The sequence below is a fragment of the Cryobacterium tagatosivorans genome (genome assembly GCF_004402215.1).
Classification (GTDB): Bacteria; Actinomycetota; Actinomycetes; order Actinomycetales; family Microbacteriaceae; genus Cryobacterium; species Cryobacterium tagatosivorans.
In genome coordinates this window covers 47767-70805 of record NZ_SOEZ01000061.1, presented here as the reverse complement: position 1 = coordinate 70805, position 23039 = coordinate 47767, and the positions used below count along the sequence as shown (strand labels likewise).

At 70.0% G+C, this 23039-nt stretch carries 25 protein-coding genes; 13 read left to right on the top strand and 12 right to left on the bottom strand.

Annotation, left to right across the window (positions count from 1 at the left end; all coding sequences use genetic code 11):
• Positions 1–2: 2 nt before the first annotated feature.
• Positions 3–1280: an MFS transporter gene (locus E3O23_RS13080; RefSeq protein WP_134491666.1), complete on the bottom strand. Its 1278-nt coding sequence runs from the start codon at positions 1278–1280 to the stop codon at positions 3–5.
• An 83-nt stretch (positions 1281–1363) separates the two neighbouring features.
• Between E3O23_RS13080 and E3O23_RS13075 the strand changes: the two genes are divergently transcribed.
• From E3O23_RS13075 to E3O23_RS13060, 4 genes are all read left to right on the top strand, one after another.
• Positions 1364–1678: a rhodanese-like domain-containing protein gene (locus E3O23_RS13075; RefSeq protein WP_134491664.1), complete on the top strand. Its 315-nt coding sequence runs from the start codon at positions 1364–1366 to the stop codon at positions 1676–1678.
• Positions 1679–1757: 79 nt separating this feature from the next.
• Positions 1758–2522 (top strand): sulfite exporter TauE/SafE family protein, encoded by a 765-nt coding sequence (locus tag E3O23_RS13070; protein WP_134491662.1) that lies wholly within the window; start codon positions 1758–1760, stop codon positions 2520–2522.
• A 159-nt stretch (positions 2523–2681) separates the two neighbouring features.
• Positions 2682–3131 carry a Fur family transcriptional regulator gene (locus E3O23_RS13065; protein WP_134491661.1) on the top strand — a complete coding sequence of 150 codons (450 nt, stop codon included), beginning with the start codon at positions 2682–2684 and terminating at the stop codon, positions 3129–3131.
• Between the two features lie 60 nt (positions 3132–3191).
• Positions 3192–4661, top strand: a complete 1470-nt coding sequence (locus tag E3O23_RS13060; RefSeq protein WP_134491659.1) for a catalase — start codon at positions 3192–3194, stop codon at positions 4659–4661.
• Between the two features lie 104 nt (positions 4662–4765).
• Here E3O23_RS13060 and E3O23_RS13055 read toward each other — a convergent pair whose 3' ends face one another.
• From E3O23_RS13055 to E3O23_RS18730, 7 genes are all read right to left on the bottom strand, one after another.
• Positions 4766–5629, bottom strand: coding sequence for an SDR family NAD(P)-dependent oxidoreductase (locus tag E3O23_RS13055; protein ID WP_134491657.1), 864 nt, complete (start codon positions 5627–5629; stop codon positions 4766–4768).
• 19 nt (positions 5630–5648) lie between these two features.
• Positions 5649–6008 carry a Fe-S oxidoreductase gene (locus E3O23_RS13050; RefSeq protein WP_134491655.1) on the bottom strand — a complete coding sequence of 120 codons (360 nt, stop codon included), beginning with the start codon at positions 6006–6008 and terminating at the stop codon, positions 5649–5651.
• 4 nt (positions 6009–6012) lie between these two features.
• Positions 6013–7482, bottom strand: coding sequence for a dihydrolipoyl dehydrogenase family protein (locus tag E3O23_RS13045; protein WP_134491653.1), 1470 nt, complete (start codon positions 7480–7482; stop codon positions 6013–6015).
• A gap of 13 nt (positions 7483–7495) precedes the next feature.
• Positions 7496–8302 (bottom strand): crotonase/enoyl-CoA hydratase family protein, encoded by an 807-nt coding sequence (locus E3O23_RS13040; protein WP_241983471.1) that lies wholly within the window; start codon positions 8300–8302, stop codon positions 7496–7498.
• Between the two features lie 62 nt (positions 8303–8364).
• Positions 8365–9198, bottom strand: a complete 834-nt coding sequence (locus E3O23_RS13035; protein ID WP_134491651.1) for an arginase family protein — start codon at positions 9196–9198, stop codon at positions 8365–8367.
• Between the two features lie 99 nt (positions 9199–9297).
• The gene (locus E3O23_RS13030; RefSeq protein WP_134491649.1) at positions 9298–10029 is read right to left on the bottom strand and encodes a PspA/IM30 family protein; all 732 of its coding nucleotides are present in this window, start codon (positions 10027–10029) and stop codon (positions 9298–9300) included.
• 54 nt (positions 10030–10083) lie between these two features.
• Positions 10084–12198 (bottom strand): TPM domain-containing protein, encoded by a 2115-nt coding sequence (locus tag E3O23_RS18730; RefSeq protein ID WP_134491647.1) that lies wholly within the window; start codon positions 12196–12198, stop codon positions 10084–10086.
• A 95-nt stretch (positions 12199–12293) separates the two neighbouring features.
• Here E3O23_RS18730 and E3O23_RS13020 point away from each other — a divergent pair, with 95 nt between their 5' ends.
• The 4 genes from E3O23_RS13020 to E3O23_RS13005 all read left to right on the top strand — a co-directional run bounded on the left by E3O23_RS13020 (position 12294) and on the right by E3O23_RS13005 (position 14929).
• Complete coding sequence (locus tag E3O23_RS13020; protein ID WP_134491645.1) at positions 12294–12647, top strand: VOC family protein; 354 nt, start codon at positions 12294–12296, stop codon at positions 12645–12647.
• Between the two features lie 170 nt (positions 12648–12817).
• Positions 12818–13588, top strand: a complete 771-nt coding sequence (locus E3O23_RS13015) for a gamma-glutamyl-gamma-aminobutyrate hydrolase family protein (RefSeq protein WP_166790505.1) — start codon at positions 12818–12820, stop codon at positions 13586–13588.
• 152 nt (positions 13589–13740) lie between these two features.
• The gene (locus E3O23_RS13010; protein WP_198415187.1) at positions 13741–14241 is read left to right on the top strand and encodes a GNAT family N-acetyltransferase; all 501 of its coding nucleotides are present in this window, start codon (positions 13741–13743) and stop codon (positions 14239–14241) included.
• Between the two features lie 37 nt (positions 14242–14278).
• Positions 14279–14929: a hypothetical protein gene (locus tag E3O23_RS13005; RefSeq protein WP_134491641.1), complete on the top strand. Its 651-nt coding sequence runs from the start codon at positions 14279–14281 to the stop codon at positions 14927–14929.
• Positions 14930–15073: 144 nt separating this feature from the next.
• Here E3O23_RS13005 and E3O23_RS18545 read toward each other — a convergent pair whose 3' ends face one another.
• The gene (locus E3O23_RS18545; RefSeq protein WP_241983470.1) at positions 15074–15604 is read right to left on the bottom strand and encodes an ATP-binding cassette domain-containing protein; all 531 of its coding nucleotides are present in this window, start codon (positions 15602–15604) and stop codon (positions 15074–15076) included.
• A 32-nt stretch (positions 15605–15636) separates the two neighbouring features.
• Positions 15637–16665 (bottom strand): ABC-F family ATP-binding cassette domain-containing protein, encoded by a 1029-nt coding sequence (locus E3O23_RS18540; RefSeq protein ID WP_241983469.1) that lies wholly within the window; start codon positions 16663–16665, stop codon positions 15637–15639.
• Between the two features lie 151 nt (positions 16666–16816).
• Between E3O23_RS18540 and E3O23_RS12995 the strand changes: the two genes are divergently transcribed.
• From E3O23_RS12995 to E3O23_RS12980, 4 genes are all read left to right on the top strand, one after another.
• Complete coding sequence (locus tag E3O23_RS12995; RefSeq protein WP_134491639.1) at positions 16817–17299, top strand: 2'-5' RNA ligase family protein; 483 nt, start codon at positions 16817–16819, stop codon at positions 17297–17299.
• Positions 17300–17351: 52 nt separating this feature from the next.
• On the top strand, positions 17352–18392 hold the full coding sequence (locus tag E3O23_RS12990) for a nitroreductase family protein (RefSeq protein WP_134491637.1): 1041 nt from the start codon (positions 17352–17354) through the stop codon (positions 18390–18392).
• Entirely contained in the window at positions 18392–19567 is a 1176-nt protein-coding gene (locus E3O23_RS12985) for a phenylacetate--CoA ligase family protein (RefSeq protein WP_241983468.1), read from the top strand. The genes E3O23_RS12990 and E3O23_RS12985 overlap by 1 nt, the downstream gene beginning before the upstream one ends.
• A 91-nt stretch (positions 19568–19658) precedes the next feature.
• On the top strand, positions 19659–20045 hold the full coding sequence (locus E3O23_RS12980) for a hypothetical protein (protein WP_134491635.1): 387 nt from the start codon (positions 19659–19661) through the stop codon (positions 20043–20045).
• Between the two features lie 102 nt (positions 20046–20147).
• Here the strand turns inward: E3O23_RS12980 and E3O23_RS18175 are convergent, their stop codons facing one another.
• Positions 20148–20318 (bottom strand): hypothetical protein, encoded by a 171-nt coding sequence (locus tag E3O23_RS18175; RefSeq protein ID WP_166790504.1) that lies wholly within the window; start codon positions 20316–20318, stop codon positions 20148–20150.
• 34 nt (positions 20319–20352) lie between these two features.
• Positions 20353–21321, bottom strand: coding sequence for a trypsin-like serine peptidase (locus E3O23_RS12975; protein ID WP_134491633.1), 969 nt, complete (start codon positions 21319–21321; stop codon positions 20353–20355).
• A gap of 307 nt (positions 21322–21628) precedes the next feature.
• Here E3O23_RS12975 and E3O23_RS12970 point away from each other — a divergent pair, with 307 nt between their 5' ends.
• On the top strand, positions 21629–23014 hold the full coding sequence (locus E3O23_RS12970; protein WP_166790503.1) for a ferredoxin reductase family protein: 1386 nt from the start codon (positions 21629–21631) through the stop codon (positions 23012–23014).
• The last annotated feature ends 25 nt before the right edge of the window (positions 23015–23039 follow it).

The following is a 23039-nucleotide window of genomic DNA, read 5'->3' as shown; positions in this document are numbered from 1 at the left end:
GCTCAGCCTGCCGCGGCCGTCCGCGTACGGGGGGTGTGGTCGTCTCCGCGCATGCGCACGGCCACGACGAGTCCGGATGCCGCGGTCAGGGCGGCGACGACGGCCACGGCCGCCGGAATGCCGAAGGCGTCGGCCAGCAGGCCCGAGAGCACCGCGCCCACCGCGAATCCGCCGTCCCGCCACAGGCGGTAGATGCCCACCGATCGGGCCCGCCATGCGGGGTGGGCGACGTCGCCGATCGCGGCCAGCAGTGTCGGGTAGACCATGGCGGTTCCGGCGCCGAGCAACACCGCGGCGACGAGCCAGATCCCGAAGCTCGACCCGGCGGCGACCAGGCCCAGGGCGACCGCCTGCACGATCATCCCGCCGACGATCAGCCGTTTGCGGCCGATCCGGTCGGAGAGGCCGCCCGTGATCAGCTGGCCGGCTCCCCAGACCGCCGGATAGACGGCGGCCAGGATGCCGATGCTCTCGATGCTGAGCCCGGCGGCGGCGAACAGGAGGGGGAACAGGCCCCAGGCCAGGCCGTCATTGAGATTGTTGACCATCCCGGCCTGGCTCACCGATGACAGTGACCTGTCCCGGAAGCTGGTGAGGGTGAACACCTGCCGGCTGGTCAGGTCGGAGCCGGCGTGCGCGTGCACGGAAACGTGGCTCCGCGCCTCGACCTTCGCGTGGCCGTGCGTTTCCCGCACGAACAAGACCGACAGCCCGAGGCCGAGGGCGATGAAAGCGGCGCCGAGCAGGAAGGGGCCGGGCCGCAGCCCGTACTCGGCGGCGATGTATCCGGTGGCAAGGGCCGTGCCGGCCACGCCCAGGTAGCCGGCCGCCTCGTTGAAGCCCATGGCCAGGCCGCGCCGGTTCGGGCCGACGAGGTCCATTTTCATCATCACGGTGGTCGACCAGGTCAGCCCCTGGCTGATCCCGAGGATCACGTTGGCGGCCACGATCCATCCCCAGGACGGGCCGAAAATCAGCATCAACGGAACGGGCACGGCGATCAGCCAGCCGGCCACGAGGACCGGTTTCCGGCCGTACCGGTCGGAGAGGGTGCCCGCGAAATAGTTGGTCGCGGCCTTGGCCAGACCGAAGGCCACGATGTAGGTCAGCGCGCTCGTGTACAGGTCGAGGTGGAAGACCTGGTCCGCGAGCAGGGGGAGCACAGTGCGTTCCTGGCCGAGGGTGCCGCCGACGAGGGCGTTGATGGCGACGAGGAGGGTGAACTGGGCGATGTTCTGCCCCAGGCCCAATCTGATTCCCCCGGGGGCGTTGGCTGACATGTCCCTAGGTTATACCCCTGAGGGTATTTCGCGCACCGAACGCGGGGTTGATTCAAATACCCCTGGGGGTATATTCTTGTGGAATGAACGAACTCACACCGCAACAGGTTTTCGCCCGGCTGCACGAGGCCCAGATCGTGGACGTGCGCGAGGCAGAGGAAGTCGCCGCCGGCATGATTGTGGGCGCCCGGCACGTCCCCCTCGCGGGCGTTGGCGCCGGCGCCGACCGGCTCGACAAGTCCCGGCCCGTCATCGCGGTCTGCCGCAGTGGCCGGCGCAGTGCCGCCGCCGCCGAGCAGCTCGCCAGCGCGGGTTTCACCGCCTACACGATGTCAGGTGGCATGCTCGAGTGGGAGGCCGCCGGCCTGCCCACGGCGGCGCCCCAGCCGGCGCAGTGACCGCGACGACCGCGAAACGGAGCATCATCGTGACGACATCCAGCACCCAGGGGCCTGCCGGCACGCTCCCCGTCCCCTCGTGATCATCCCGGCGCTGGTCCTCGGGCTCCTGGTGGGGGGTTTGCTCGGCCTGACCGGCGCGGGGGGATCCATCCTCGCGGTCCCCGCCCTCGTCTACGGGGTGGGTATGCCCCTGCCCGAGGCCATTCCGACGTCGCTGGTCGTCGTCGGGGCCGCGTCGGCGGTCGCGGTGCTCCCGCGGCTTCGAGGTGGCGTGAACTGGCGTCTCGCGGCTGTCATCGGCGCCCCGGGCATCGCCACCGCCTTCCTGGGGTCGCTGGTCAGCGCCAGGATCGAACCGCGCGTGCTGCTCGGGGTGTTCGCGGTGATCATGGTCGTCGCCGGCGTGCGGATGTTCTTCCCGACGAAATCGGTCGGCGGCCCCTGCGCCCTGCCCGGCGGCGGGACCGACTGGCGCCACTGCCTGCCTCGGGCCCTGGCCACGGGCGCGGTCGTGGGCTTCCTCACCGGGCTGCTCGGCGTCGGCGGCGGCTTCCTGATCGTGCCGGCCCTCACCCTGGTGCTCGGCCTGCCGATGGCGCTCACCGTCGGCACCTCTCTGGTCATCATCGTCATTAACTCCGCCGCCGGCTTCCTGGCCCACGTCGGCGCGGTGCAGCTGGACTGGGCGGTCGTGGGCGTCTTCGCTGCCGCGGCCATGGCCGCATCCTTCGTCGCCGGGCGCCTCGCTCGCGGCCTCTCCGACGTCGTGCTCAAGCGCGGCTTCGCCGTGCTGGTGCTCCTCGTCGCCGCCTATGTGGCGACCCGGGCGATCATCGGCTGAGCCCTGGGCTGAGCCCTGGGCTGACCCGCGGGCTGACTTGCGGAGAAAGTACCTTCGTTCGGCAATTGAAGGTACTTTCTCCGCAGCTCAATCCGAGACCCTCCCGCGACAGGCGCGCGGGTATCTTGAACTGATCAAGACAACTGGTACGGTGGGGCAATGACTTCCACGGATGCGACGGCGACGGACACGCTCGCCGTCGGCATCCGCTCGGCCGGGCTCAAGGTCACGGCCCAGCGCCTGGCCGTGCTGCAGGCCCTCGACGACTCGCCGCACGCCACCGCGGAGCGGGTGTTCGCCGCCGTCCGCGCCGGCCTGCCCGGAACCTCGCTGCAGGCCGTCTACGGCGTGCTGACCGCGTTCACGTCCGCCGGACTCGTCCGGCGGATCGAACCGGCCGGCTCCGCCGCGCTGTTCGAACGACGCGTCGGCGACAACCACCACCACCTCGTCTGCACCGGCTGCGGCGCCGTGCACGACGTGGATTGTGTGGTGGGGGAGGCGCCCTGCCTGACCCCCTCCGACGCGCGCGGTTTCGCCGTGGCCGCGGCCGAGGTCACCTTCTGGGGGCTCTGCCCGTCCTGCCGAGCCGCACCAGCAACCCCCTGATTTCGCACGTCGACCCAGCCCAATCGAACAGCAGTGACGAACCGAACAGCAAGGAGCACCATGCCTATCGAACCCACCACCACCCAGACGGGAACCCCCGTCGCCAGCGACGCGCACTCGCTCACCGTCGGCGCCGACGGTGCCACCGCACTGCACGACCGCTACCTGGTCGAGAAGCTGGCCCAGTTCAACCGGGAGCGCATCCCGGAGCGCATCGTGCACGCCAAGGGCGGCGGAGCACACGGCCAGTTCGTGGTCACCAATGACGTCTCCCAGTACACCCGCGCCGCGGTCTTCCAGCCGGGCGCCACGACCGACACGCTGCAGCGCTTCTCCAGCGTCGCCGGCGAGCAGGGCAGCCCCGACACCTGGCGCGACGTGCGCGGCTTCTCGGTGAAGTTCTACACCTCCGAGGGCAACTACGACATCGTAGGCAACAACACCCCGGTGTTCTTCATCCGCGACGGCATCAAGTTCCCCGACTTCATCCACTCGCAGAAGCGCCTGCCGGGCTCGGGCCTGCGCGACGCGACCATGCAGTGGGACTTCTGGACCCTCTCCCCGGAGTCCGCGCACCAGGTGACCTACCTGATGGGCGACCGCGGCCTGCCGCGCTCCTGGCGCGAGATGCCCGGCTTCGGCTCGCACACGTACCAGTGGATCAACGCCGCCGGCGAGCGCTTCTGGGTGAAGTACCACTTCACGTCCAACCAGGGCAACGTCGAGATGGAGGGCTCGGAGGCCGAGCTCATCGCCGGCGCGGACGCCGACTACTACCGCCGCGACCTCTACGAGGCCATCAAGGCCGGCAACTTCCCGTCGTGGGACGTCTCGGTGCAGGTCATGCCGTACGAGGACGCGAAGACCTACCGCTTCAACCCGTTCGACCTGACCAAGGTCTGGCCGCACGCCGACTACCCGCTGATCAAGGTCGGCACGCACACCCTCAACCGCAACCCGGAGAACTTCTTCGCCGAGATCGAGCAGGCGGCGTTCTCGCCGGCGAACACGGTTCCCGGCATCGACATCAGCCCGGACAAGATGCTCATGGCTCGCGTGTTCTCCTACCCCGACGCGCAGCGATACCGCGTCGGCGCGAACTATAACGAGATCCCGGTGAACGCGCCGAAGGCGCCCGTGCACAACTACTCGCAGGACGGCGCGTCCCGCCACGGGTTCAAGCCGGCGGATGCCCCGGTCTACGCGCCGAACTCCCTCGGCGGTCCGGTGGCGGATGCCGCGGCGGCCGGCGAGGGCAGCTGGGAGTCCGACGGCGCCCTTCTTCGTGCCGCGGCGACCCTGCACTCCGAGGACAGCGACTTCGGCCAGGCCGGAACGCTCTACCGCGAGGTCTACGACGACGCGGCCAAGGCTCGCTTCCTCGACACCATCACCGGGGCCGTCAGCGGAGTGGAGCGCCCCGAGGTGACCGAGCGGGCGATCGCCTACTGGACCGCCGTCGACGCGACGCTCGGAGCATCCCTCCGCGCGAACCTCGCCGCCTGGGCCGAGGCCGACCTCCTCGTCTAACCCCACCTCACACCACCCCATCCCCATCCGCCGAACTGTGAGTTTGGCACCTTCCCGGGCCCGGTGAAGGTGCCGAACTCACGGTTCGGCGAGGGGTTTTGCGGTTATGGGGCGGGCGCCTCGGCGGGCACGGCCTCGGTGGACACGGGCGCGGCGACCATCGCGGCGCTTCGCTCCCAGAGGCCGGCCGCGAGCTCGGGGTCGTAGGCCTGCGTGTTGGCGCCGGCGATCTTTCGCTTCTCGTAGTACGCGCCCGATCGCCAGTCGCTTCCCGGCGTCGCCGTCGCCAGCCAGACCAGGGTGTCGGCGCCCTGCTCCGGGGTCAGCAGGAAGCGCTTGAGCGCACTCTGGTAGATGAACCGCATGGGGCTCGTCGAGGTGGCCGAGAAGCTCGTCGCGACGACGCCGGGGTGGAAGGCGGCCGTGGAGATGCCCTCGTCGTTGTAGCGGCGGTGGAGCTCCTGGGTGAACAGGATGTTGGCCAGCTTGGCGTCGCCGTACGCCTTGTTCGCGGAGTACTTCCGCTCGGCGTCGAGGTCGTCCAGGTCGATCCGGCCGAAGAGGCTGTTGGCCGCGCTGGATGTGTTGATCACGCTGACCGTGCTGTCCGCGAGCCGTTCGATCAGCAGCGTCGTCAGCAGGAAGGGGGCGAGGTGGTTGACCTGGAAGGTCTTCTCGTGCCCGTCCACAGTGGTCTCCCTGGCGCCCATGATCCCGCCCGCGTTGTTGGCGAGGACGTCGATCCGCGGGTAGCGCTCCAGCAGGTCCGTGGCGAGGCCGCGCACCTGGGCCAGGTCGGCGAAGTCGGCGACGAAGGAGTCTGCGCCGAGCTCGGCGGCGATCGCCGACGTCTTCTCGGCCGACCGGCCCACGAGGACGACCTGGTCGCCGTCCCGGCTCAGCTTCCTGGCCGCGGCCGCTCCGATTCCGTCGCTCGCGCCGGTGATGATGATCGTTCGTACGGTCATTGTGCGCCCCTTGTTTTGACTATCTGACATATCCGCCCTTCTGCAGCCCGGCCTCGATCTCGAACCTGTTCCGCAGCGGGTTGCGCCCGGCCACCAGGTAGAGAAGCGGGAAAACCATGCCGTAGCGCTGCCACTGCCGCTTGTGCACGGCTTCGTGCTCGAGCACAGCGGCGGAGACGTTTCGGTTGGTGAGGTAGCAGCCGCCGACGCAGGATCCGCCGCGCCCGAACGTCCAGGCGGGCATCCCGCGGAAGACGATGAGCCCGTTTCGCCGCTCCACCCGGCCGGTGCTCCAGATGGAGCCCCAGACGGCCCCGACGCAGGTCGCGTAGAGGTAGCCGGCCCGACTGATCGGGGAATCGAACAGGATGCGACGCATCCCTCTAGCGTAGGTCGTCGCCCGGCTCGGCTCGGCCGGGCCGGCCGTACTCTTCGAGCAGGCGAAGCCACACCTCGCTCAGGGTCGGGTAACTCGGCACCGCGTGCCACAGGCGGTTGATCGGGACCTCGCCGACGACGGCGATCGTGGCCGCGTGCAGCAGCTCGGCCACGTCCTGCCCGACGAACGTGACGCCGAGCAGAACCTCCCGGTCGAGGTCGACGATCGCCCGTGCGCGACCGGTGTAGCCGTCGGCGAGCACGGTGGCCCCGCCCAGCCAGCTGAGGTCGTAGTCGAGCACCCGGATGCGATGGCCCGCCGCCTCCGCGGCCGCCCGGGTCAGCCCGACGGATGCGACCTCCGGGTCGGTGAAGGTGACCTGCGGAACCGCGGCGTGGTCCGCCGTCGCGACGTGGGCACCCCACGGCGCGTCGTCGACGGGCTCACCGGCGGCCCGCGCGGCGATGACGTCGCCGGCCGCCCGCGCCTGGTACTTCCCCTGGTGGGTGAGCAGGGCGCGGTGGTTGACATCGCCCGTCGCGTACAGCCACCGGCCGGCCAGCGCGGGGGAGCCGCCCTGCACGAGCATGGTGTCGTCCACGGCGAGCCAGTCCCCGGGCGTCAGGCCGACCGCGTCCAGTCCCAGATCCGTCGTTCGCGGAACGCGCCCGGTGGCGACGAGGATCTCGGCCGCCGTGACCGTCCCGCCTCCGTCCAGCGTCAGCTCGACAGCGCCAGAGGCCGTGCGCTCGGCGCCGGCGGCCGTGGCCCCCAGGAGCACGGTCACGCCGGTGGCGCGCAGGGCCGCGGTCACCAGCTCGCCGGCGAACGGCTCCTGCCCGCGCAGGAGCGTGCTCCGGGCGATGACCGTCACCGCGGCCCCGAGCGCGGCATAGGCCGTCGCCATCTCCACGGCGACGACACCGCCGCCGAGGATCGCCAGGCTCTCCGGGATCTGACGCGCGGAGGTGGCTTCACGGCTCGTCCACGGGGAGACGTCGGCCAGGCCGGGGATGTCCGGCAGCAGGGCGGCAGATCCGGTGCCCACGGCCACGGCGTGCCGGGCGGTGAGCACCCTCGTCGTGCCGTCGTCGGCGGTGACGGTGACCTCGCGCACCCCGGACAGGCGACCGTGTCCGCGCACGAGACGGATGCCCGTGCTCTCCAGCCACTTCACCTGCGAGTCGTCGGACCAGTCGTGCACGATCGCGTCCCGGCGCCGAAGCGCCGCGCGGGCATCCGGGGCTCCGGTCACGGCCTCGGCGGCCCCGCCGACGCGCCGGGCGGCGCTGAGCGCCGTGCCGCTGCGGATGAGGGCCTTGGACGGCATGCAGGCCCAGTACGAGCACTCCCCGCCGACGAGTTCGCTCTCGATCAGGACCGTGGAGAGGCCGGCGCCGGCGGCCCGGTCGGCGACGTTCTCGGCGGCGACCCCGCCGCCGATCACGATCAGGTCGTAGGTGTCTGTGGTCATGGAGTCTCCCGGATCAACGGCCGATGAACTCGGCGGGCGTGCGGCTGAGGAACGCGGCGATGCCGATGCGGGCGTCCTCGGTCGCGGCCAGGCGCGCCAGCGCCGGCTGGAGCTCAGCCTCGGCCGCGGCATCCCCGTCGCGCACGGCCGTGCGCGCGTTCGCGAGCGTCGCCTGCACCGCCAGCGGGGCCTGGGCGGCGATGCGCTCGGCGAGTTCGAGGGCGCGGTCGAACTGCGTGCCGTCCGGCACGACCTCCTGCACGATGCCGATCCGGTGGGCTTCCGCCGCGTCGAACATGTCGCCGGTGAGGATCCAGCGCATCGCGTTGGCCCAGCCGGCAGCCCGCGGGAACCGGATGGTCGCTCCGCCGAAGGGCAGGATGCCCCGCGCCACCTCGATCTGGCCGAACCTCGTCGATTCGGCGGCGACCGTGATGTCGCTCGCCAGCATCAGTTCGATGCCGAGGGTGAGGCAGGTGCCCTGCACGGCCATCACGACGGGCTTGGACAGCGACCGGCCGTCCACCTGCCACGGGTTGATGCCGCCCTCCGGGACGATGTCGATGCCGTCAGGGCCCAGCCGTGGCCCGACGTCGGCGAGGTCGAGCCCCGCCGTGAAGTGTTCGCCGACCGCGTGCACGAGGCCGACCCGCAGCTCCGGGTCGCGCTCGAGCTCCCCGTAGGCGAGGGCGAGCTGCTGCAGCAGCGCGAAGTCGGCGGCGTTGCGCTTCTCCGGCCGGTTGAAACCGATCAGGAACACGTGCCCGCGCCGCTCGGTGATAATCCTCGGCTGCTCTGCCACGGATTGCTGGTCGCTCACGGAAGCCTCCTCTGTCCCCTCGGCGCCGACGCGCCGGTCCCCATGCTACGGCTCGGCTCGGCTCAGCGGGTGAGGGCGCCGATGATGCGCAGGATGCTCGGCAGGTCGTCGGTGGCGTCCTCCGGCGAGGCCGGCGCGAAGCCCGCGATGGTCACCCCGGCGAGGCCGAAGTCGGCGCGGAGCGCGGTGATCAGCCCGGTCAGGGTCTCCACGCCCAGCCCGAACGGGTAGAGGTCGTTGAGCCCGGCGAACCCGGACGGGTCGAGCACGTCGAGGTCGATGTGCAGGTAAACGTGGCCGGCACCCGTCGCGCGCACGGCAGCGACCAGCGCGTCGGGGGAGCCGAGGTCCTCCACCGGAAGCGTGACGATCCCGCGTTCGGCAATGAGGTCCGCCTCCGCCTGGTCGATGTCCCGGGCGCCGGCAATGACCACCCGCTCCAGCGGGACGCGGCTGTCCCCGGACAGGGCCAGCCCGTCGGTTCCCTCACCGGCGATCGCCCGCAGCACCATGCCGTTGAACGCGCCCGACGGCGACGTTTCCGGCGTGTGCAGGGCCGCGTGCGCGTCGAGCCAGACGATTGCGAGGTCATTCGGGTGCTGCCGGGCGGCATGCGCCACGGCGGCGAGGGACACCCCGCAGTCGCCTCCGACCGTGAGTGCCCAGTCGGAGACGGAACGGAGGGTGAGATCCATCCGTTCGCGCACCATCAGGAGCGTCGAGAATCGGTGGATGCCCGTGTCCTGGGCGTCTCCGGCCTCGACGGGCACGTCCACCGTCCGCGTCGCCGACTCGGGCAGGTCGCCTCGGATGGCGTCCGCCCCGTCGGCCAGGCGCATCGCGCGCGAAGAGATGGAACCCTGCCACTGGGGCACGACAACGAAGGTGGGAGACATGCCCTCAGTATGCCCCTCGGCACCTCACCCCCTCAACGCGAAACCGCAGTTGTGCGCGCCAAAACGGAGTTTTAGCGCGCACAACTGCGGTTTCGCGGGCTACTGCTCGATCGAGGTGGGGCGCCCGGCCTTGAGCTCGGCGAGCCGGGCATCGACCTCGGTCAGTTCACCGAGATCCTCCAGGCTCTCGAATTGGGCGTCGAGGCTCGACGCGGCCAATTCTCCGGCGCCGCGCACACGCGCCTCTTCCCGGCGGATCTTGTCTTCGAAGCGGCTGACCTCGCTGGTCGGGTCCATGATGTCGATGCTCTTGATGGCATCCATGACCTGCGTCTGCGCCTGGGCGGTCTTCGACCGGGCGATCAGTTCGTCACGCTTGGAGGAGAGCTGGCCCAGCTTCTCCTTCATCGCGTTGAGGCCGGACTTGAGCTGGTCGACGACCTGGGACTGCGACGCGATCTGCGGCTCGGCAGTCTTCGCTTCCTTCTCCGACTGCAGCTGCCGGCCGAGCGCGACCTTGGCGAGGTTGTCGAACCGGTCGGCATCGGCCGCCTGGCCGGCCGCGCGCAGCTCGTCCGCCTTGCGGCTGGCGGCGAGGGCCTTGCGGCCCCACTCTCCGGCGGCGGCGACATCCTCGCGGTGGTCGTCTTCGAGCAGGCGCAGGTTGCCGATCGTCTCCGCGATGGCGCTCTCGGCGTCGGCGATGCTGTTGGTGTAGTCGCGCACCATCTGGTCCAGCATCAGCTGCGGGTCTTCCGCGGAGTCGAGAAGTGCGTTGATGTTCGCCTTCGCCAGCTGGGCGATGCGTCCAAAGATGGACTGTTTCGTCATGTCGATGTCCTTTCGGGGAATGGTGCGATTATGGGCCAAAAACCAGTGTCGGTGCTAGAACCTACCGCCGCCGCCGCGTCTCGAGCGGGTTCCGCTGCCGCCGAAACCTCCCGGGATGCCGAAGCCGCCGCCACCGCCGCGCCGGCCGCCGCCACCGCCGAAGCCGCCGCCACCGAAGCGGCCGAAGCCGCCCCCGCCGCCCCTGCCGCCGCTCAGGATCGAGCCGATCAGGATGCCGCCGAGCACGGCTCCGAGGCTGCCGTCGCCGCCGCCGCGGGCGCTTCGCCCGCCGCCGCCGCGGGCGCTTCGCCCGCCGCCGAACATGTCGCCCATGCCGCCGGTGCCCGAGAAGCCCTCGACGTCGTTCCTGGCCATCGAGATGGCCTCCGCGGCGAGGGCGTTGGCGCGCTGGGCCGCGGCGAGCGACCCGGCCGGGTCCGCCGCCCGGGACGATTCCGCGTGCACCAGGAGGCGCCCGGCCTCGGCGAGCCGGGTGCGGGCCTCCGCTCCGACGGCGCCGCGGCGGGCGGTGATGAAGTCCTCCGCGGCGGAAACCTGGCTGCGCGCGGCCAACAGGGTCTGGCTGAGCGCGGCCTCGGCGCGTTGTGCCTGCGCCTGGGCGTCGCGCACGCCCGCCAGTACGGCGTCCATCCGCTCGTTGGCCGTTTCCAGGCGTTGAACCAGCTCGATCGGGTTGATCTTCCCCGCGGCCAGGTGCCCCTTCACCTCGGCCACCGTCTGCTCCGTGCTCGCAATGACCCCGGGCAGGTCGGCCGCAGCCCCGGTCCCGGCCGGCAGTGCGCGGGCCTGGACGATGTCGGTGTCGAGCTCCCGGAGCACCCCGTTCACGCTCTGCGCCGCGGACGCCAGGTCGGCGCCGAGCCGGTCGACCGCATCGAGCAGCAGGACGGCCTGGTCGACCGACTCCTCGGCAGCCCGGATCCCGACCGCGGCGGCGCTCGGCTCGCCGGCGGCCAGCCGGGCGTTCGCTTCGGTGAGCGCGTTGGTGGCGAACGTGACCCGCTCGTCCGCCTGGCGCGGGTTGTCGGCCACGGTCGCGATCGCGTCGTCGGTGTATCGCTCGCGCAGGGCGGCGAGGGATGCCTCGGCCTGGTCGATCCGGGCGTCGGCGCCGGCGATTTGCCTGCCGGCGGATGCCGCGGCATCCGGCGCCCGCTCCTCCAGCTTTCGCAGCTCGTCGAAGTCGGCGGCCTGGTCGTCGAGAGCCGCGTTGGCCTTGTCGCACAGGGCGATGATCTCGCCATACCAGGCCCGCCGCGCTTCCTCGCTGTCGGGTTCGGCGTCGTCGAGTCGCTGCTGCAGGGTGAAGGCCTGGCTCAGCTGCGCCTTGGCGCTGGCGAGCGCTGCCTGGAACGCACCGGTCGCCTCGGCGCCGTACTGGGCGATGGCGAATCCGAGTTCCTGCTCGCTCGTCCTGATCGCGTCGTCCGTTTGCACCAGCTCGCTCGAGGCCCGCTGCTTGAGTTGCGCGGTCGTCACGGCCCGCGGGGCACCCGGGGCTGCCCGGCCTGCGGGCACGGCGCGGCGCCGGCGGGCGAGCACGAGCACGAGCACGACGGCGGCGAGCACGACCAGGATGACGAGCACGATCCAGATGCCGGTGAACCCTCCGCCGCCCGGGTTCGCCTCGCCCGGGGTGACGACGGGGGCCGGCACGGGGGCGCCGGTGATGCTTGCGCTGAGGCCCTCGGCGGCCCCGATGGCGGCGCCGGCCCAGTCGTTTTCGCGCAGGGCCGGTTCGATGGCCACGGTTTGGATTTCGGTCAACTCCGCGTCCGTGAGCGGGAAGCCGGCCGCGACCGACAACTGGTACTGACGGTCGGACGTGGCCACGGCGAGGAGGGCGTCATTGGTGCCGAGACCGTTCTTGACCGCGGTTTCATCGGCCCAGGCCTCGCGATCGGCCGCACCCGTGAAGCTCGCCACGTAGACGACGAACAGGTCCGTCTGGGTGTCCTCGTTGAGCCGGTCCAGCGCCGCCTGCACGTCGGCTTCGCGATCGCCGAGAGCATCGACCCGGTCGACGATGTGGCTGGCGCCGAAGATGACCGGGTCTTCGACGTGCGCGACACCATGCGCGACACCGGGGGCCGAGAGCGCGAGCGCAGACAGGAGCAGTCCGGACGCGATCGTCCACCCTGCCCGCATGTGCCCACCTCCGCGCCGTTCCTCGCCCACCATATGCCGGCGCCGCGGGTGAGTCTAGGGACGCGGCGCGAACCGGCGCCGGTAGCATCCGTTGCATGACTCTTGCGCTCCACCACATCGTTGTCGACTGCGCTGATGCCGGCCGCCTCGCCGTGTTCTGGTCCGAGGTCCTCGGGCGTCCGGTGCACGAGGGGGCGGATGCCGCGTCCGCGTTCGTCCCCGAGGGCGGGCCGGGGGAGCAGGGCTGGCTGTTCTTCCAGGTGCCGGAGAAGAAGGTCGCCAAGAACCGCATGCACGTCGACTTCGTCGCCGACGATCGGGAGGCGGAGGTCCTCCGGCTGGTCGGCCTCGGCGCGACCCTGGTCGACGACCACGACCAGTGGAACACCCGGTGGAGCGTGCTGCAGGATCCCGCCGGCAACGAGTTCTGCGTCGTGCAGGGCCGCTGACGGGCCGACGCCCTGGCCGACGCCCCTGGCCAGCGCCCTGGCCGGCGTCCCTGGCGATGCCCTGCGCCCGGCCGGCCGGAACTGTTGCGGCCTGTTACGGGTGCACTCGCGGCATCCGCCGGTCTTCTCCACACTGGTAACAACGACGGATGACCGGGAGCGAGGCGAGCATGAACACACAGGCCGACCTGCCCCGACTGGCCGTCGTCGAGGTGACCGGATCCCGGCCGGACCAGCGCGAGTACCACGCCAAGGTCCAGACGCTGATCTCCCGCGTGACCGGCGAGGGTGAGCAGGGCGGCTGGCAGGTCACGCGCACCGCTGCGGCGGATGTCTCGGTGCCGGAGCTGCTCGCGGCCACCATCGATGCCGACGCCATCGTGATCGTCGGCGGCGAGGACATCGCCCCCCGGTTCTACGGCGGGGCCACCGGCTACGAGGGTGAAACCCGCCACTACGAGGTCGCTGACGCCGGCCAGATCGCGCTCGTGCAGCGTGCCGTTGCCCAGGGCACCCCGCTGCTCGGCATCTGCCGGGGCCTGCAGATCATCAACGTCGCCCTCGGCGGATCGATCGTGCAGCACATCGAAGACGACGGCATCCACCGCACCGACGGTGTCCCCATCGACCGGATCCTCACCGCTCACGGCGTCACGCTGCTCGCCGGCAGCGGTTTGGCCGAGAGCTTCGGCCGGGCCGAGATCTCGGTGCAGAGCGCGCACCACCAGAGCGTCGGCCGGCTCGGCGACGGACTCGTGGCCGCCGCGCTCGCCCCGGACGGTCTCGTCGAGGCCCTCGAACACGTAACTCAGCCGATCACCGGGGTGCAGTGGCATCCGGAGGCCCCCGACGCTCCCGCGGACCAGCTCGGCGTGCTCCTCGCTGTGCTCGGCGGCCAGCTCGCCTCCGTCCGCTTCGCCGGCGAACTCGCCGCCGCGTAACCGCTCGCGCGCCGACCTGGACGGTGGCGGTCGAGCCTGCAGGGTGTGCCGGGCAAACTCGACCGGAACCGGCAAAGTCGGCGGGCCAGGTCCGGGTCGTAGGCTGGAGTGATGTCCCATGAGGTTCGCACCGATCGTCTGCTGCTCCGGCGCTGGCAGGGCGCGGACCGGGCCCCGTTCGCGGTGATGGGCGTCGACCCCGAGGTGACGCGGTACTTCCCGTCGCTTCTCTCTCCCGCGCCGACAGCGACGCGCTCGCCGCCCGAGCGGATGCCTCGTTCGACATCCGCGGCTATGGCCTCTGGGCTCTCGAGCACCGCGGCTCGGGCGCCTTCCTCGGCTTCACCGGCCTGGCGCCGATGCCGGGCGGCGTCCCCGGCGCCGGCGGCATCGAGGTGGGCTGGCGCCTCGCCCGCGAAGCCTGGGGGCAGGGCTATGCCACGGAAGCAGCGAAGGCGGCGCTGGCCTTCGCCGTCGACGAGCTGCGGCAGGCCGAGGTGAACTCGATCACCGCGGTGCTGAACGCGCCGTCCCGGGCAGTCATGGTGCGACTCGGCATGACCCTGTCCGACGAGTTCGAGCATCCGAGGATCGCCGTCGGCTCACCGCTCCGGCCGCACGTGCGTTACCTGCTCGCCCGACCCGAACACTAGGCTCGGTTTCAGCGCCGACGCCAGGAAGGGATGCCCCTTGACCCACGACAATCCCCTTCACGTCGACCTGCTCACGCAGTGCTGGTGCTGCCAGGCGCTGCAGCCGTTCAAGTTCACCTCGGCCACGGATCAGGTCGTCTGCTCGTTCTGCGTGCGGCACCTCGGGGCCGACCGGGCGGAAAAGCGCGACAAGGACCACCTCAGGATGTGGGTCGAGACCCTCGTCGACGAACGCGAGTCGAACCGACGCGCCGTGGAAAAACTGACCGCGACCCTCGCCGAGCGGGACGCGGCGCTCGCCGCGCTCACTGCCCGGGTCGACGAGCTCACGAACGTGGTCGCCGGCGAGTTTGACCGGGTTTCGACGGGGCCGGTGCGAAGCCTGCTGGAGAACGAGGTCGTGAAGCGCGCGGACAAGCGAGCCGCGCTGGAGCAGCGTCGCAACGACCGGTTGATGGCCGCGATCTGGCGGGTGGACCGCCTGCACCGGGAAGGCGAGCGCGACCCGCTCACCTGTGTCTGCGGCACCTCGCTGGCCCGTTGTGCCGAGTGGCAGGCCGTCGAGCCGGTGCGCCAGGCCCTGCGTGACTGGGAGGCGAAGAACGTTCAGCTCCTGCAGGCCGGTCAGCGTCATGCCCTGCCCGATGACCACCCCGACGTCGTGCAGGCGGCTCTCTCCCGCAAATAGGCCGGCCACGCTCCGATCCAGCCTCCTGCTCGGATCAAGTGTTTCCCATTCGGACAATAGTGGCCGGCACGCGGGCAACAGTTGTCCGAATGGGCCGCAGTTGCGTTCGAATTCGTTACCCCGGCTGGTCTTTGAGAGCGGCTCCTAGGCCGCGCGCACGTCCACCTCGCCCGGCTTCTCGGCATCGGTGCCGAACACGAGGCGTCGGTTGGCGATCTTGTCGGTGAAGAACCGGTCGTGGCTGACGACCACGACGGCCCCGGGGAAGTGCAGCAGCGCCCGCTCCATCACCTGCGTGCTGGACATGTCCAGGTGGTTGGTCGGCTCGTCCAGCAGCAGAACCGAGGCGCCGGACAGCAGGCACTGCGCCATCGCCACGCGCGCGCGCTGCCCGCCGGACAGGTTCCCGATCTTCTGCTTGAGGTCGGCCTCGGAGAACTGGAACATCGCGAGGAACCGGTTGACCGACTTGCGGGTCGCGGTGAAGGCCAGGCTGCCCGGCATCGCGTTGACCGCGTGGCTGACCGTGTCGTCGTCGTCGAGCTCCGCGAGCACCTGGTTGTAGGAGACCACGACCGTCCCATGCGCCCAGGCGACCTCGCCGAAGTCGGCCGGCTCCTCCCCGGTCAGGACCCGGAGCAGGGTGGTCTTGCCGCTGCCGTTGGAGCCGAGCACGACAATCCGGTTGCCGCGCCGGATCTCGAAGGTCAGGTCGGTGAACAGCTCCTTGTCGCCGTAGGCCTTGCTGAGGCCTTCGACCCGGCACAGGGAATCCTTGACGTGCAGCCGGCCGTAGATCTCGGTGATGATCTGGTCGACGGGCCGGGGGCGCGGGCCTTCTTGATCTTCGCGAGCTGGCTGCCGAGGTTCTTGCTGGCCGCCTTCGCGGCCTCGCGGCGGTCGGAGATCCCCTCCGCCTCGAACGCCAGCAGCTCCGACTCGTGCACGAATTGCTGCTCGAGGGTCTTGAGCCGGAACTGCTTCTGCACAACGTATTCGCCGAAGTTGCCGGGGTACTCGTGCAGGTGGAAGTTCTCGACCTCGATGATCCGGCTGACGACGGCGTCCAGGAACCGCCGGTCGTGAGAGACGATGATCGCCGCGCCGCGGAAATCCCGGAACCAGGCCTCGAGCCATTCGACTCCGGCCACATCCAGGTAGTTGGTGGGCTCGTCCAGCAGCAGCACGTCCGGGCCCTCGAGCAGGATCTTCGCCAGTGCCGCGCGGTTGCGCCAGCCGCCGGAGAGCTCATCGATAGGGCAGACGCGGTGGGCTTCGTTGAACCCGAGCGTGGTCAGCGCGGTGTCGATCCGTCGCTTGTAGTCCCAGCCGTCGAGCCGGTCCATCTGCTCGAACAGCTCCGCCTGGCGGTGGATGAGCCGGTCGAGTTCCGCGTCAGAGGGGGTCTCCGCGATGGCGGCGTCAATCGACGCCAATTCGGCTTCGACGGCCTTGATCTCCACGAACAGGTCGTCGAGGACCTCGCTGATGGTCGCCTGGCCGTCCAGCTCGGAGAACTGCGAGAAGTAGCCGACCTTGACGCCCGGCTCCAGGGTGACGGTGCCGGTATCCGGGGTCACCTGGCCGAGGATCAGCTTGAGGATCGAGGTCTTCCCCGATCCGTTCTTCCCGATCAGGCCCACCCTGTCGCCTGGTTCGAGGCGGAAGAACGCCTCTCGCAGGACCTGCGCGGTTTCGAAACGAACACTGACGTCTTGCAGCCGGATCAGGCTCACTACTGTCCTCTCAAGGGGTGGTTCCCATGGTTCCACCCTACGGTTCCCCAGCCCTGAGTCTACAAAGTCCCGTTGACAATCGGCTGCGGAGGCACCGGGCAGGCACTGGGCAGCCACCCGGCGTGCAGTCGCCGCGCCCTAGAATCGGCGCATGTCCCGCCTCGTCGTCGTCCTCCCATTGCACCCACTCCAGGCCGGGGACAACTTCGCGGTGGCGGACTGGCCGCTGCACATCACCGTGCTGGCCCCCTTCCTCACGGATGCCGCGCCCGCCGACATCGCAGCGGCCATCGCGGCGGCGGTATCCGGCCAGGCTGCCCTCACCGCGGTGGCGGGCCCGGAGGAGTTGTTCGGGCGACGCAAGGATGTCCCGGTGACCCTCGTCGTGGACGATGGCACCCTGGCGCGCCTGCACCGCATCCTGGTCGATGCCGTTCGGCCGTTCGCCGCGGCCCCGGACGAGCCGGCCTTCACCGGCCCCGACTTCCGGGCCCACGTCACGGTCAAGCGGAATGCCCGCGCGGGCGAGGGGGACGTGCTCTCCCTCTCGCAGGTCGCCCTCGTCGACATGGCGCCCCGCACGGGGCCGAGCGGGCGAACCGTGCTCGCCACGGTCTCCCTGCCCACCCCCTGATGCGGGCCGAACTGCCGCCCACCGCGGGCCCGGCCGCCGCTAGGGTGAGGGCATGACGACCAGCATGGGGGATGTCTGGCCGGGCATCATCGAGGATGTGCGGCTGTACCCGTCCCCGCACAACTCGCAGCCGATCAAGCTCCGTGCGCTGAACGACACCACGGCCGAGGTCTACTACGACCTGGACCTGGGGCTGCCGGCCGAGTCCTTCGGCATCCCGTTCGGGCACGTCTGCGCCGGGGTCTTCCTGCACGCGCTGGCCGTGGTAGCCGCCGGCCACGGCTTTCGCACGATCGAGGCGCTCGACCATTCCGACCTCGACTTCGACGCGGCCGAGCGCCTGCACGTCCTTGGCACGGTGACGCTGGAGTCCCAGCACCAGGATGCCGAGGCTCGCGCCGGCCACGCCGACTTCCTCGCCCGGCGTACCTCGCGCCGCCCCTACGACAACACCCTCGTCGACCCATCGACGGTCGAGGAGGCGGCCCGCATCGCGGCGTCGGCCGGGTTCCGGTTCCGCACCACGAGCGACGCCCGGATCGTGCAGGATCTCGTGCGGATCAACCAGGAGACGCTGTTCGACGACCTGCAGAACGACGCCGTGTACGGGGAGATCATGCACTGGCTGCGCTTCTCGAAGTCCGAGGCGGCCGAGCGGCAGGACGGCCTCAGCGCCGAAACCATGCTGATGCCGGGCGGCATCCTGCGCTTCGCCATGAAGCACCGCGGCCTGTGGCAGCTGCCGATCGTCGGCCCGGCCATCCGCGGGGTCTACCTGCGCACCATGCGCGGGGTGCGCCAGCTCGGGTGGCTGGAGGGCCCGTTCGCCGCCCCGGCCGACTACATCGAGGCGGGGCGCACCTTCCTCCGGCTCTGGCTGCACTTCACCCGGGCGGGCGTGTACCTGCATCCGTTCGGCACCGTCATCACGAACCCGGGCTCGCACGACCTGTTCGTGCGCGCCCTGGGCATCACCGAGGGCGACGGCGACATGGCCTGGATGCTGTTTCGTTTCGGCCACAGCAAGACCCCGCCGCTCGCCCACCGCCGCCCCGCGGCCCGGATGCTGCTGCCCGCCACGGAGGACGCCTGATGAAACCGTTCATTTTCCTGTTTGTCTGGCTCCAGGACGGCGTCGTCAGGCTACTCACCCGCGGCATCACGACGCACAGCCTGCTGCTCGGCCCTGGGATCGAGCCGCTGCGCTGGACCCTCGGCCGCTGGCGCGCCTGGCGCACGTTCGAGATGGCGGCCAGGAAGGTCCCCGCCTACCGGGAGTTCCTCGCACAACGCGGAGTGTCGGGAAAGCTCTCGACCAAGGGTGGCCTCGCGGCCAGCTACGCGCGCCTGCCGGAGATGGACAAACGGCTCGACTGGGAGAAGTACGACATCGTCGCAGCCTTCGGCGGGGAGGGCATCAGCGAGAACATGCGCAGCCACATCCTGCGCTACGCGCACAGCGCGTTCGGCTCCTATGGCGCGTCCGACCTGGAAATCAACGTGGCGATCGAGACCGACTACACGGTCGAACTTCGCCGGGCGATCGCGCAGAGCCCGAAGCTCGCCAAGCGCATCACGAAGCAGGGCGAGTACGGCGTGCTGCCGATGGTGTTCCAGTTCAACCCCTACGACTACCTGATCGAGACGAACGAGGGAGGCGAGCTCATCGTCTCCATCGTGCGCAAACAGAACATCAACCCGCGGTTGCGTTACAACATCCACGACCGGGGCCACGTGATGCGCCTGCGCGACCTGCGCCCGATCCTGGAAGAGCACGGGCTGGGCCGGCTGAACCGGCTCCAGTTCCTCGACCTGCCGCTTCTCTTCCACTACGGCCGCAGCGACATGTCGGTCGACTACAACGGGGCGGTCGTCGCTCCGGATGCCCTGCGCGACGTGATCTACACCGATCCGGTGCTGCTCAGGGCCGTGGCCAACCACCGGCTGGTCAGCTTCGAAGATGAGCTGGGCGACAAGCAACTGCACATCGCGCTGCAGCTCACCGAGGGGGCCGGCGACGGGAGCGGGCACGACCTGGCCGCGTGGCGGGCCTCCGTCGTGGCCGCGCTGCGACGCATCAACGGGGACTTCAACAACGCCATCCTCACCTCGGCCGATGCCACCCTGCCGACGATCGCGTTCTACCCCTGGCGCAGCGGGCCGTTCGCCGGCGACGGCGCCAAGCTGAAGAACGAGTACGTCTGGCACCTCACCGCCGCGGACATCCCCGGTGCCAACCTCGACCTCAGCTCGCGCTCCGCGAAGTAGCCGGCCCATAGCCCGCCTCCATCCATCCGGGTAGCATGTCCGCGTTCGCGCCGCGCAGACCGCGCAGCGGAGCCAGGTCGAGGAGGCAACCATGAGTAACGACTACGAGAACAGCACCGCGCACGACACCATGAACGAGGTCGCGGGCATCCAGAAATATGCCATGCAGGTCGCCCGGGCGGCCGACGCGCTGTCCAGGGGTGACGCTCTGACCCAGCGGCTCATCGACGCTGTGCACAGCGGCAGTAGCACTGCGGTGGAGGAGATCTTCGCCGAGGCCGGGGTCGACACCCGGGTCACCCTGGCCACCGTTGACGGACCGGAGACCGGAAAGGTGTCCGACACCGCCCAGCCGGCGCCGGTGCAGCAGACCGCAGCCGCCGCTCGGGCTCAGGCCGCCAGGACCCGCACGGTGACGGTGACTATCGGGATCGGCCCCATCTCGATTTCGGTCACGGTCACCAAGAAATCCAAGTAGGCATATCGACCTGGCCGGAAACGGATGCTCAGGCCGGCTCCGGCCGGAAACAACGGGACCGTCGGATAGCCAGCTATCCGACGGTCCCGTCACAGCGTTGATCTACTCTTCCTCCGGTTCTCCCTCCGGCGGATCCGTTTCGTCCGCCTGGTCGTCTACGTGACGCGTGCCATCCGGGTTGAGCACGATCTCGCGGGGCCTGGCCCCGCGCATCCGTTCCTCGTCCCATTCGGCGGAGTCCGCCGGGTCGGGCGTCACGTGTTCATGGGCCACTCCTGGGGTGTCGGGGGAGTGTTCCCGATCCGGCTCAGGCCGCCGCGGCGACATAGGCACTCTGGATGACGGATCCCCAGTACGGCCCGAACATCGTGTTCTTGACGCCGCTGTAGCCGAAACTGTTGACCGAGTTCTGGTAGCCGGCGGTTCCGCTGCCGATGAACCACGGACCGCCGGACGATCCGCCGGTCATGTTGCAGGGAATGCCCTGCGACTGCGTCTGGCCGTAGGGGTCGTCGGAGGCGGCCCCGTAGCAGGACTGCAGGGTCGCTCCGTTGAACGGCGCTGCCGCCGGGTAGCCGTACGCCGAGTAGGTGAGGCCGCGGCTGTTGTTGAACGACACACCGGATGCGCCGACCGTGTCGCTCAGGCTCGTGCCGGTGGGTGAAGCGACGATTGCGAAACCGGTGTCGTAGTTGATGTCACCGCCGGATGCCCACTGGCTGGGAGCGTAGAGCTCCGTCGCGTCCCACTGGCCGTACGGTGCTGCTCCATTGTTGTAGGCGGGAACGAAGGTGAAGCGTGATGCGAAGGCGCCCGGTCCCTCATTGACGCAGTGTCCGGCCGTGACGACCGTGTTCTTATTGGCCGAGGAAATCGCGTTTCCGGAGCAGACGTAGTTGGCGCCGCCGAGGGTGAAGAACACCTTGCCGATGTGGCTGACGGGTGCCAGCGCCGGGACGGGCCTGGCCTTGAGCGTGGGTGACTGCTTTTCGACCGACTTCGTGGGTCCGACGGCAACCGGGGCCGAGTTCGTCGCTGAGGCGGATGCGACGTTGTCGGCGACGAGGGTGTCGCCCGGCTTCGCGGCTTTCATGCGCGCCGCGGTCCAGTAGTCGCCGCTCTGCTGGGTCTGCGGAACGACCCAGCGGTCGACGTCCGACGATCCCGCCGCGGGGGCCGCACTGGCCCCGCCGGCCGTCGCAAGCCCGCCCGTGACGAGCAAAGCGCCGACCGCCAATACTGCAAAGGCACGGGACCTGAATGTGGTTCTCTTCATTTTCGTCACTCCAGTTATCGATGGAACCCGCCGGGCCGGAATCGCCGACGGTCTGGGGCTGAGCTTGGCGCGTGGACAGGGCTGTCTACCCGCTTTTGTGGTTCCCGACGAATATGTTGTGGGAACCGACACAGATCGGCTTTGGGCATCCATTACTGCTATTCACGCGCGCTTGTCTTCGGCGGCCGTTCCACGGCATCCGGCGAGCCCGCCTCCGGCCGCGGTATCGTATGCCGACAGCACGTCCAGCAACCCTGCCGAGCACATTGCCTCCACGCAGCCGCTCAAGAACATGGAGGACTTCAACATGGAGGACTTCGTGGCACTGAGTACCGAGCCTGCGCCGCACCGGCCGCACTATCGCGGGTCCCGCCTCGACGCCAAGCTGATCGGCCCGCTCACCATCGCCGCGCTCGTGAGCGCCCTGGCCGTCTTGTGGGTCGTGGCGCGGCCATCCGGTGAGGGTTTCGAGCAGCTCGTCGGGGAGTGGCTCGGCGCCGAGGGGGTGCTCCTGCTCTCCATCGGCCTGGTGCTGATCAGCACGCTGCGCTGGGTGGAACGGTGGTTCAACGGGGTCGACCATGCCGCGCTGTGGCACCGCCGGGTCAATATCGCGGGCATGCTGGCGATCTCCGTGCACGCCCTGGTGACCGGCGACGTCCGGGAAACCACGGTCGGCCCGACGCTCGGCCAGATCGGACTGTTCGGCCTGTTGGCGCTCACCGTCTGGGCGATCGCGCCGCGCTGGCTGTCCTTCGTTCCGCAACGCTTCCGGGGACTCGTCCCGAGGGTCACCGGTTCACGAGTGGTGCGCCTGGCCGGTGTCCCCTTCCGCAGCTACGCCGTCTGGCGCTTCTTCCATCGCTTCACGGGCGTGTTCGTGGCCGCCGGGTTCGTGCACGGGCTGCTGGACGCGAGCATGTTCGACTCGGCGGTGCTGAGGTGGACCTACCTCGTCATCGGCGGCACGGGCCTGGCCTTTTACGTCTACCGGGAGTTGCTCGCCCGCCGCTTCGCCCGCACCTACGACTACCAGGTCGACTCCGTGCAGCCGATCGGCGCGAACCTGGTCGAGATCTCGCTGAAGCCGCTGGGACGGCGCTTCGAGTACCGGGCGGGGCAGTTCGCCATCCTCTATCTTGAGGCGAAGGACGGGTGGCACCGGCATCCGTTCAGCATCGCCAGTGCGCCGGCGGATGCCAACGTGCGCGTCGCCGTCGGGGCCCTGGGCGACTTCACCTCCAACATCGCCGACCTGGTCGAACCGGGCATGCCGGCCGTGATCAACAGCCCGCACGGACACTTCGACTACCGTCGGGGCACCGACCACCAGGCCTGGATCGCCGGCGGCATCGGTGTGGCGCCGATCCTCAGCTGGCTGCGGGACGCGACCTCCGAGACCTTGCCCGCGCGGGTGGACCTCTACTTCAGCTCCCGCGGCCCCGCTCCCTACGGCGATGAGATTCGTGCGCTCTCGGCGCGGCACGACGCCATCCATCTGCACCTGATCGACACCAGCACCGAGCCTCGGCTGACCGTCGAGGACGTTCTCACCACGGCCGGCTGCTCGCCCCGTGAGCTGTCGGCGTTCATCTGCGGACCCGAAGCGATGGTGAGCGCGTTCCAGAGGGGACTGGTGCGGGCCGGGGCCCGGGCGGCGAACGTGCACCGCGAGTACTTCAACCTGCGCTGAGACCTGGGCCGGGGGAGGGCTTGCG

Bases quoted from the DNA above. Each gene is read 5' to 3' on its own strand.
- E3O23_RS13080 (WP_134491666.1), bottom strand. From the start codon at position 1,280: ATGTCAGCCAACGCCCCCGGGGGAATCAGATTGGGCCTGGGGCAGAAC.
- E3O23_RS13075 (WP_134491664.1), top strand. From the start codon at position 1,364: ATGAACGAACTCACACCGCAACAGGTTTTCGCCCGGCTGCACGAGGCC.
- E3O23_RS13065 (WP_134491661.1), top strand. From the start codon at position 2,682: ATGACTTCCACGGATGCGACGGCGACGGACACGCTCGCCGTCGGCATC.
- E3O23_RS13060 (WP_134491659.1), top strand. From the start codon at position 3,192: ATGCCTATCGAACCCACCACCACCCAGACGGGAACCCCCGTCGCCAGC.
- E3O23_RS13055 (WP_134491657.1), bottom strand. From the start codon at position 5,629: ATGACCGTACGAACGATCATCATCACCGGCGCGAGCGACGGAATCGGA.
- E3O23_RS13050 (WP_134491655.1), bottom strand. From the start codon at position 6,008: ATGCGTCGCATCCTGTTCGATTCCCCGATCAGTCGGGCCGGCTACCTC.
- E3O23_RS13045 (WP_134491653.1), bottom strand. From the start codon at position 7,482: ATGACCACAGACACCTACGACCTGATCGTGATCGGCGGCGGGGTCGCC.
- E3O23_RS13035 (WP_134491651.1), bottom strand. From the start codon at position 9,198: ATGTCTCCCACCTTCGTTGTCGTGCCCCAGTGGCAGGGTTCCATCTCT.
- E3O23_RS13030 (WP_134491649.1), bottom strand. From the start codon at position 10,029: ATGACGAAACAGTCCATCTTTGGACGCATCGCCCAGCTGGCGAAGGCG.
- E3O23_RS18730 (WP_134491647.1), bottom strand. From the start codon at position 12,198: ATGCGGGCAGGGTGGACGATCGCGTCCGGACTGCTCCTGTCTGCGCTC.
- E3O23_RS13020 (WP_134491645.1), top strand. From the start codon at position 12,294: ATGACTCTTGCGCTCCACCACATCGTTGTCGACTGCGCTGATGCCGGC.
- E3O23_RS13015 (WP_166790505.1), top strand. From the start codon at position 12,818: ATGAACACACAGGCCGACCTGCCCCGACTGGCCGTCGTCGAGGTGACC.
- E3O23_RS12995 (WP_134491639.1), top strand. From the start codon at position 16,817: ATGTCCCGCCTCGTCGTCGTCCTCCCATTGCACCCACTCCAGGCCGGG.
- E3O23_RS12990 (WP_134491637.1), top strand. From the start codon at position 17,352: ATGACGACCAGCATGGGGGATGTCTGGCCGGGCATCATCGAGGATGTG.
- E3O23_RS12985 (WP_241983468.1), top strand. From the start codon at position 18,392: ATGAAACCGTTCATTTTCCTGTTTGTCTGGCTCCAGGACGGCGTCGTC.
- E3O23_RS12980 (WP_134491635.1), top strand. From the start codon at position 19,659: ATGAGTAACGACTACGAGAACAGCACCGCGCACGACACCATGAACGAG.
- E3O23_RS12975 (WP_134491633.1), bottom strand. From the start codon at position 21,321: ATGAAGAGAACCACATTCAGGTCCCGTGCCTTTGCAGTATTGGCGGTC.
- E3O23_RS12970 (WP_166790503.1), top strand. From the start codon at position 21,629: ATGGAGGACTTCGTGGCACTGAGTACCGAGCCTGCGCCGCACCGGCCG.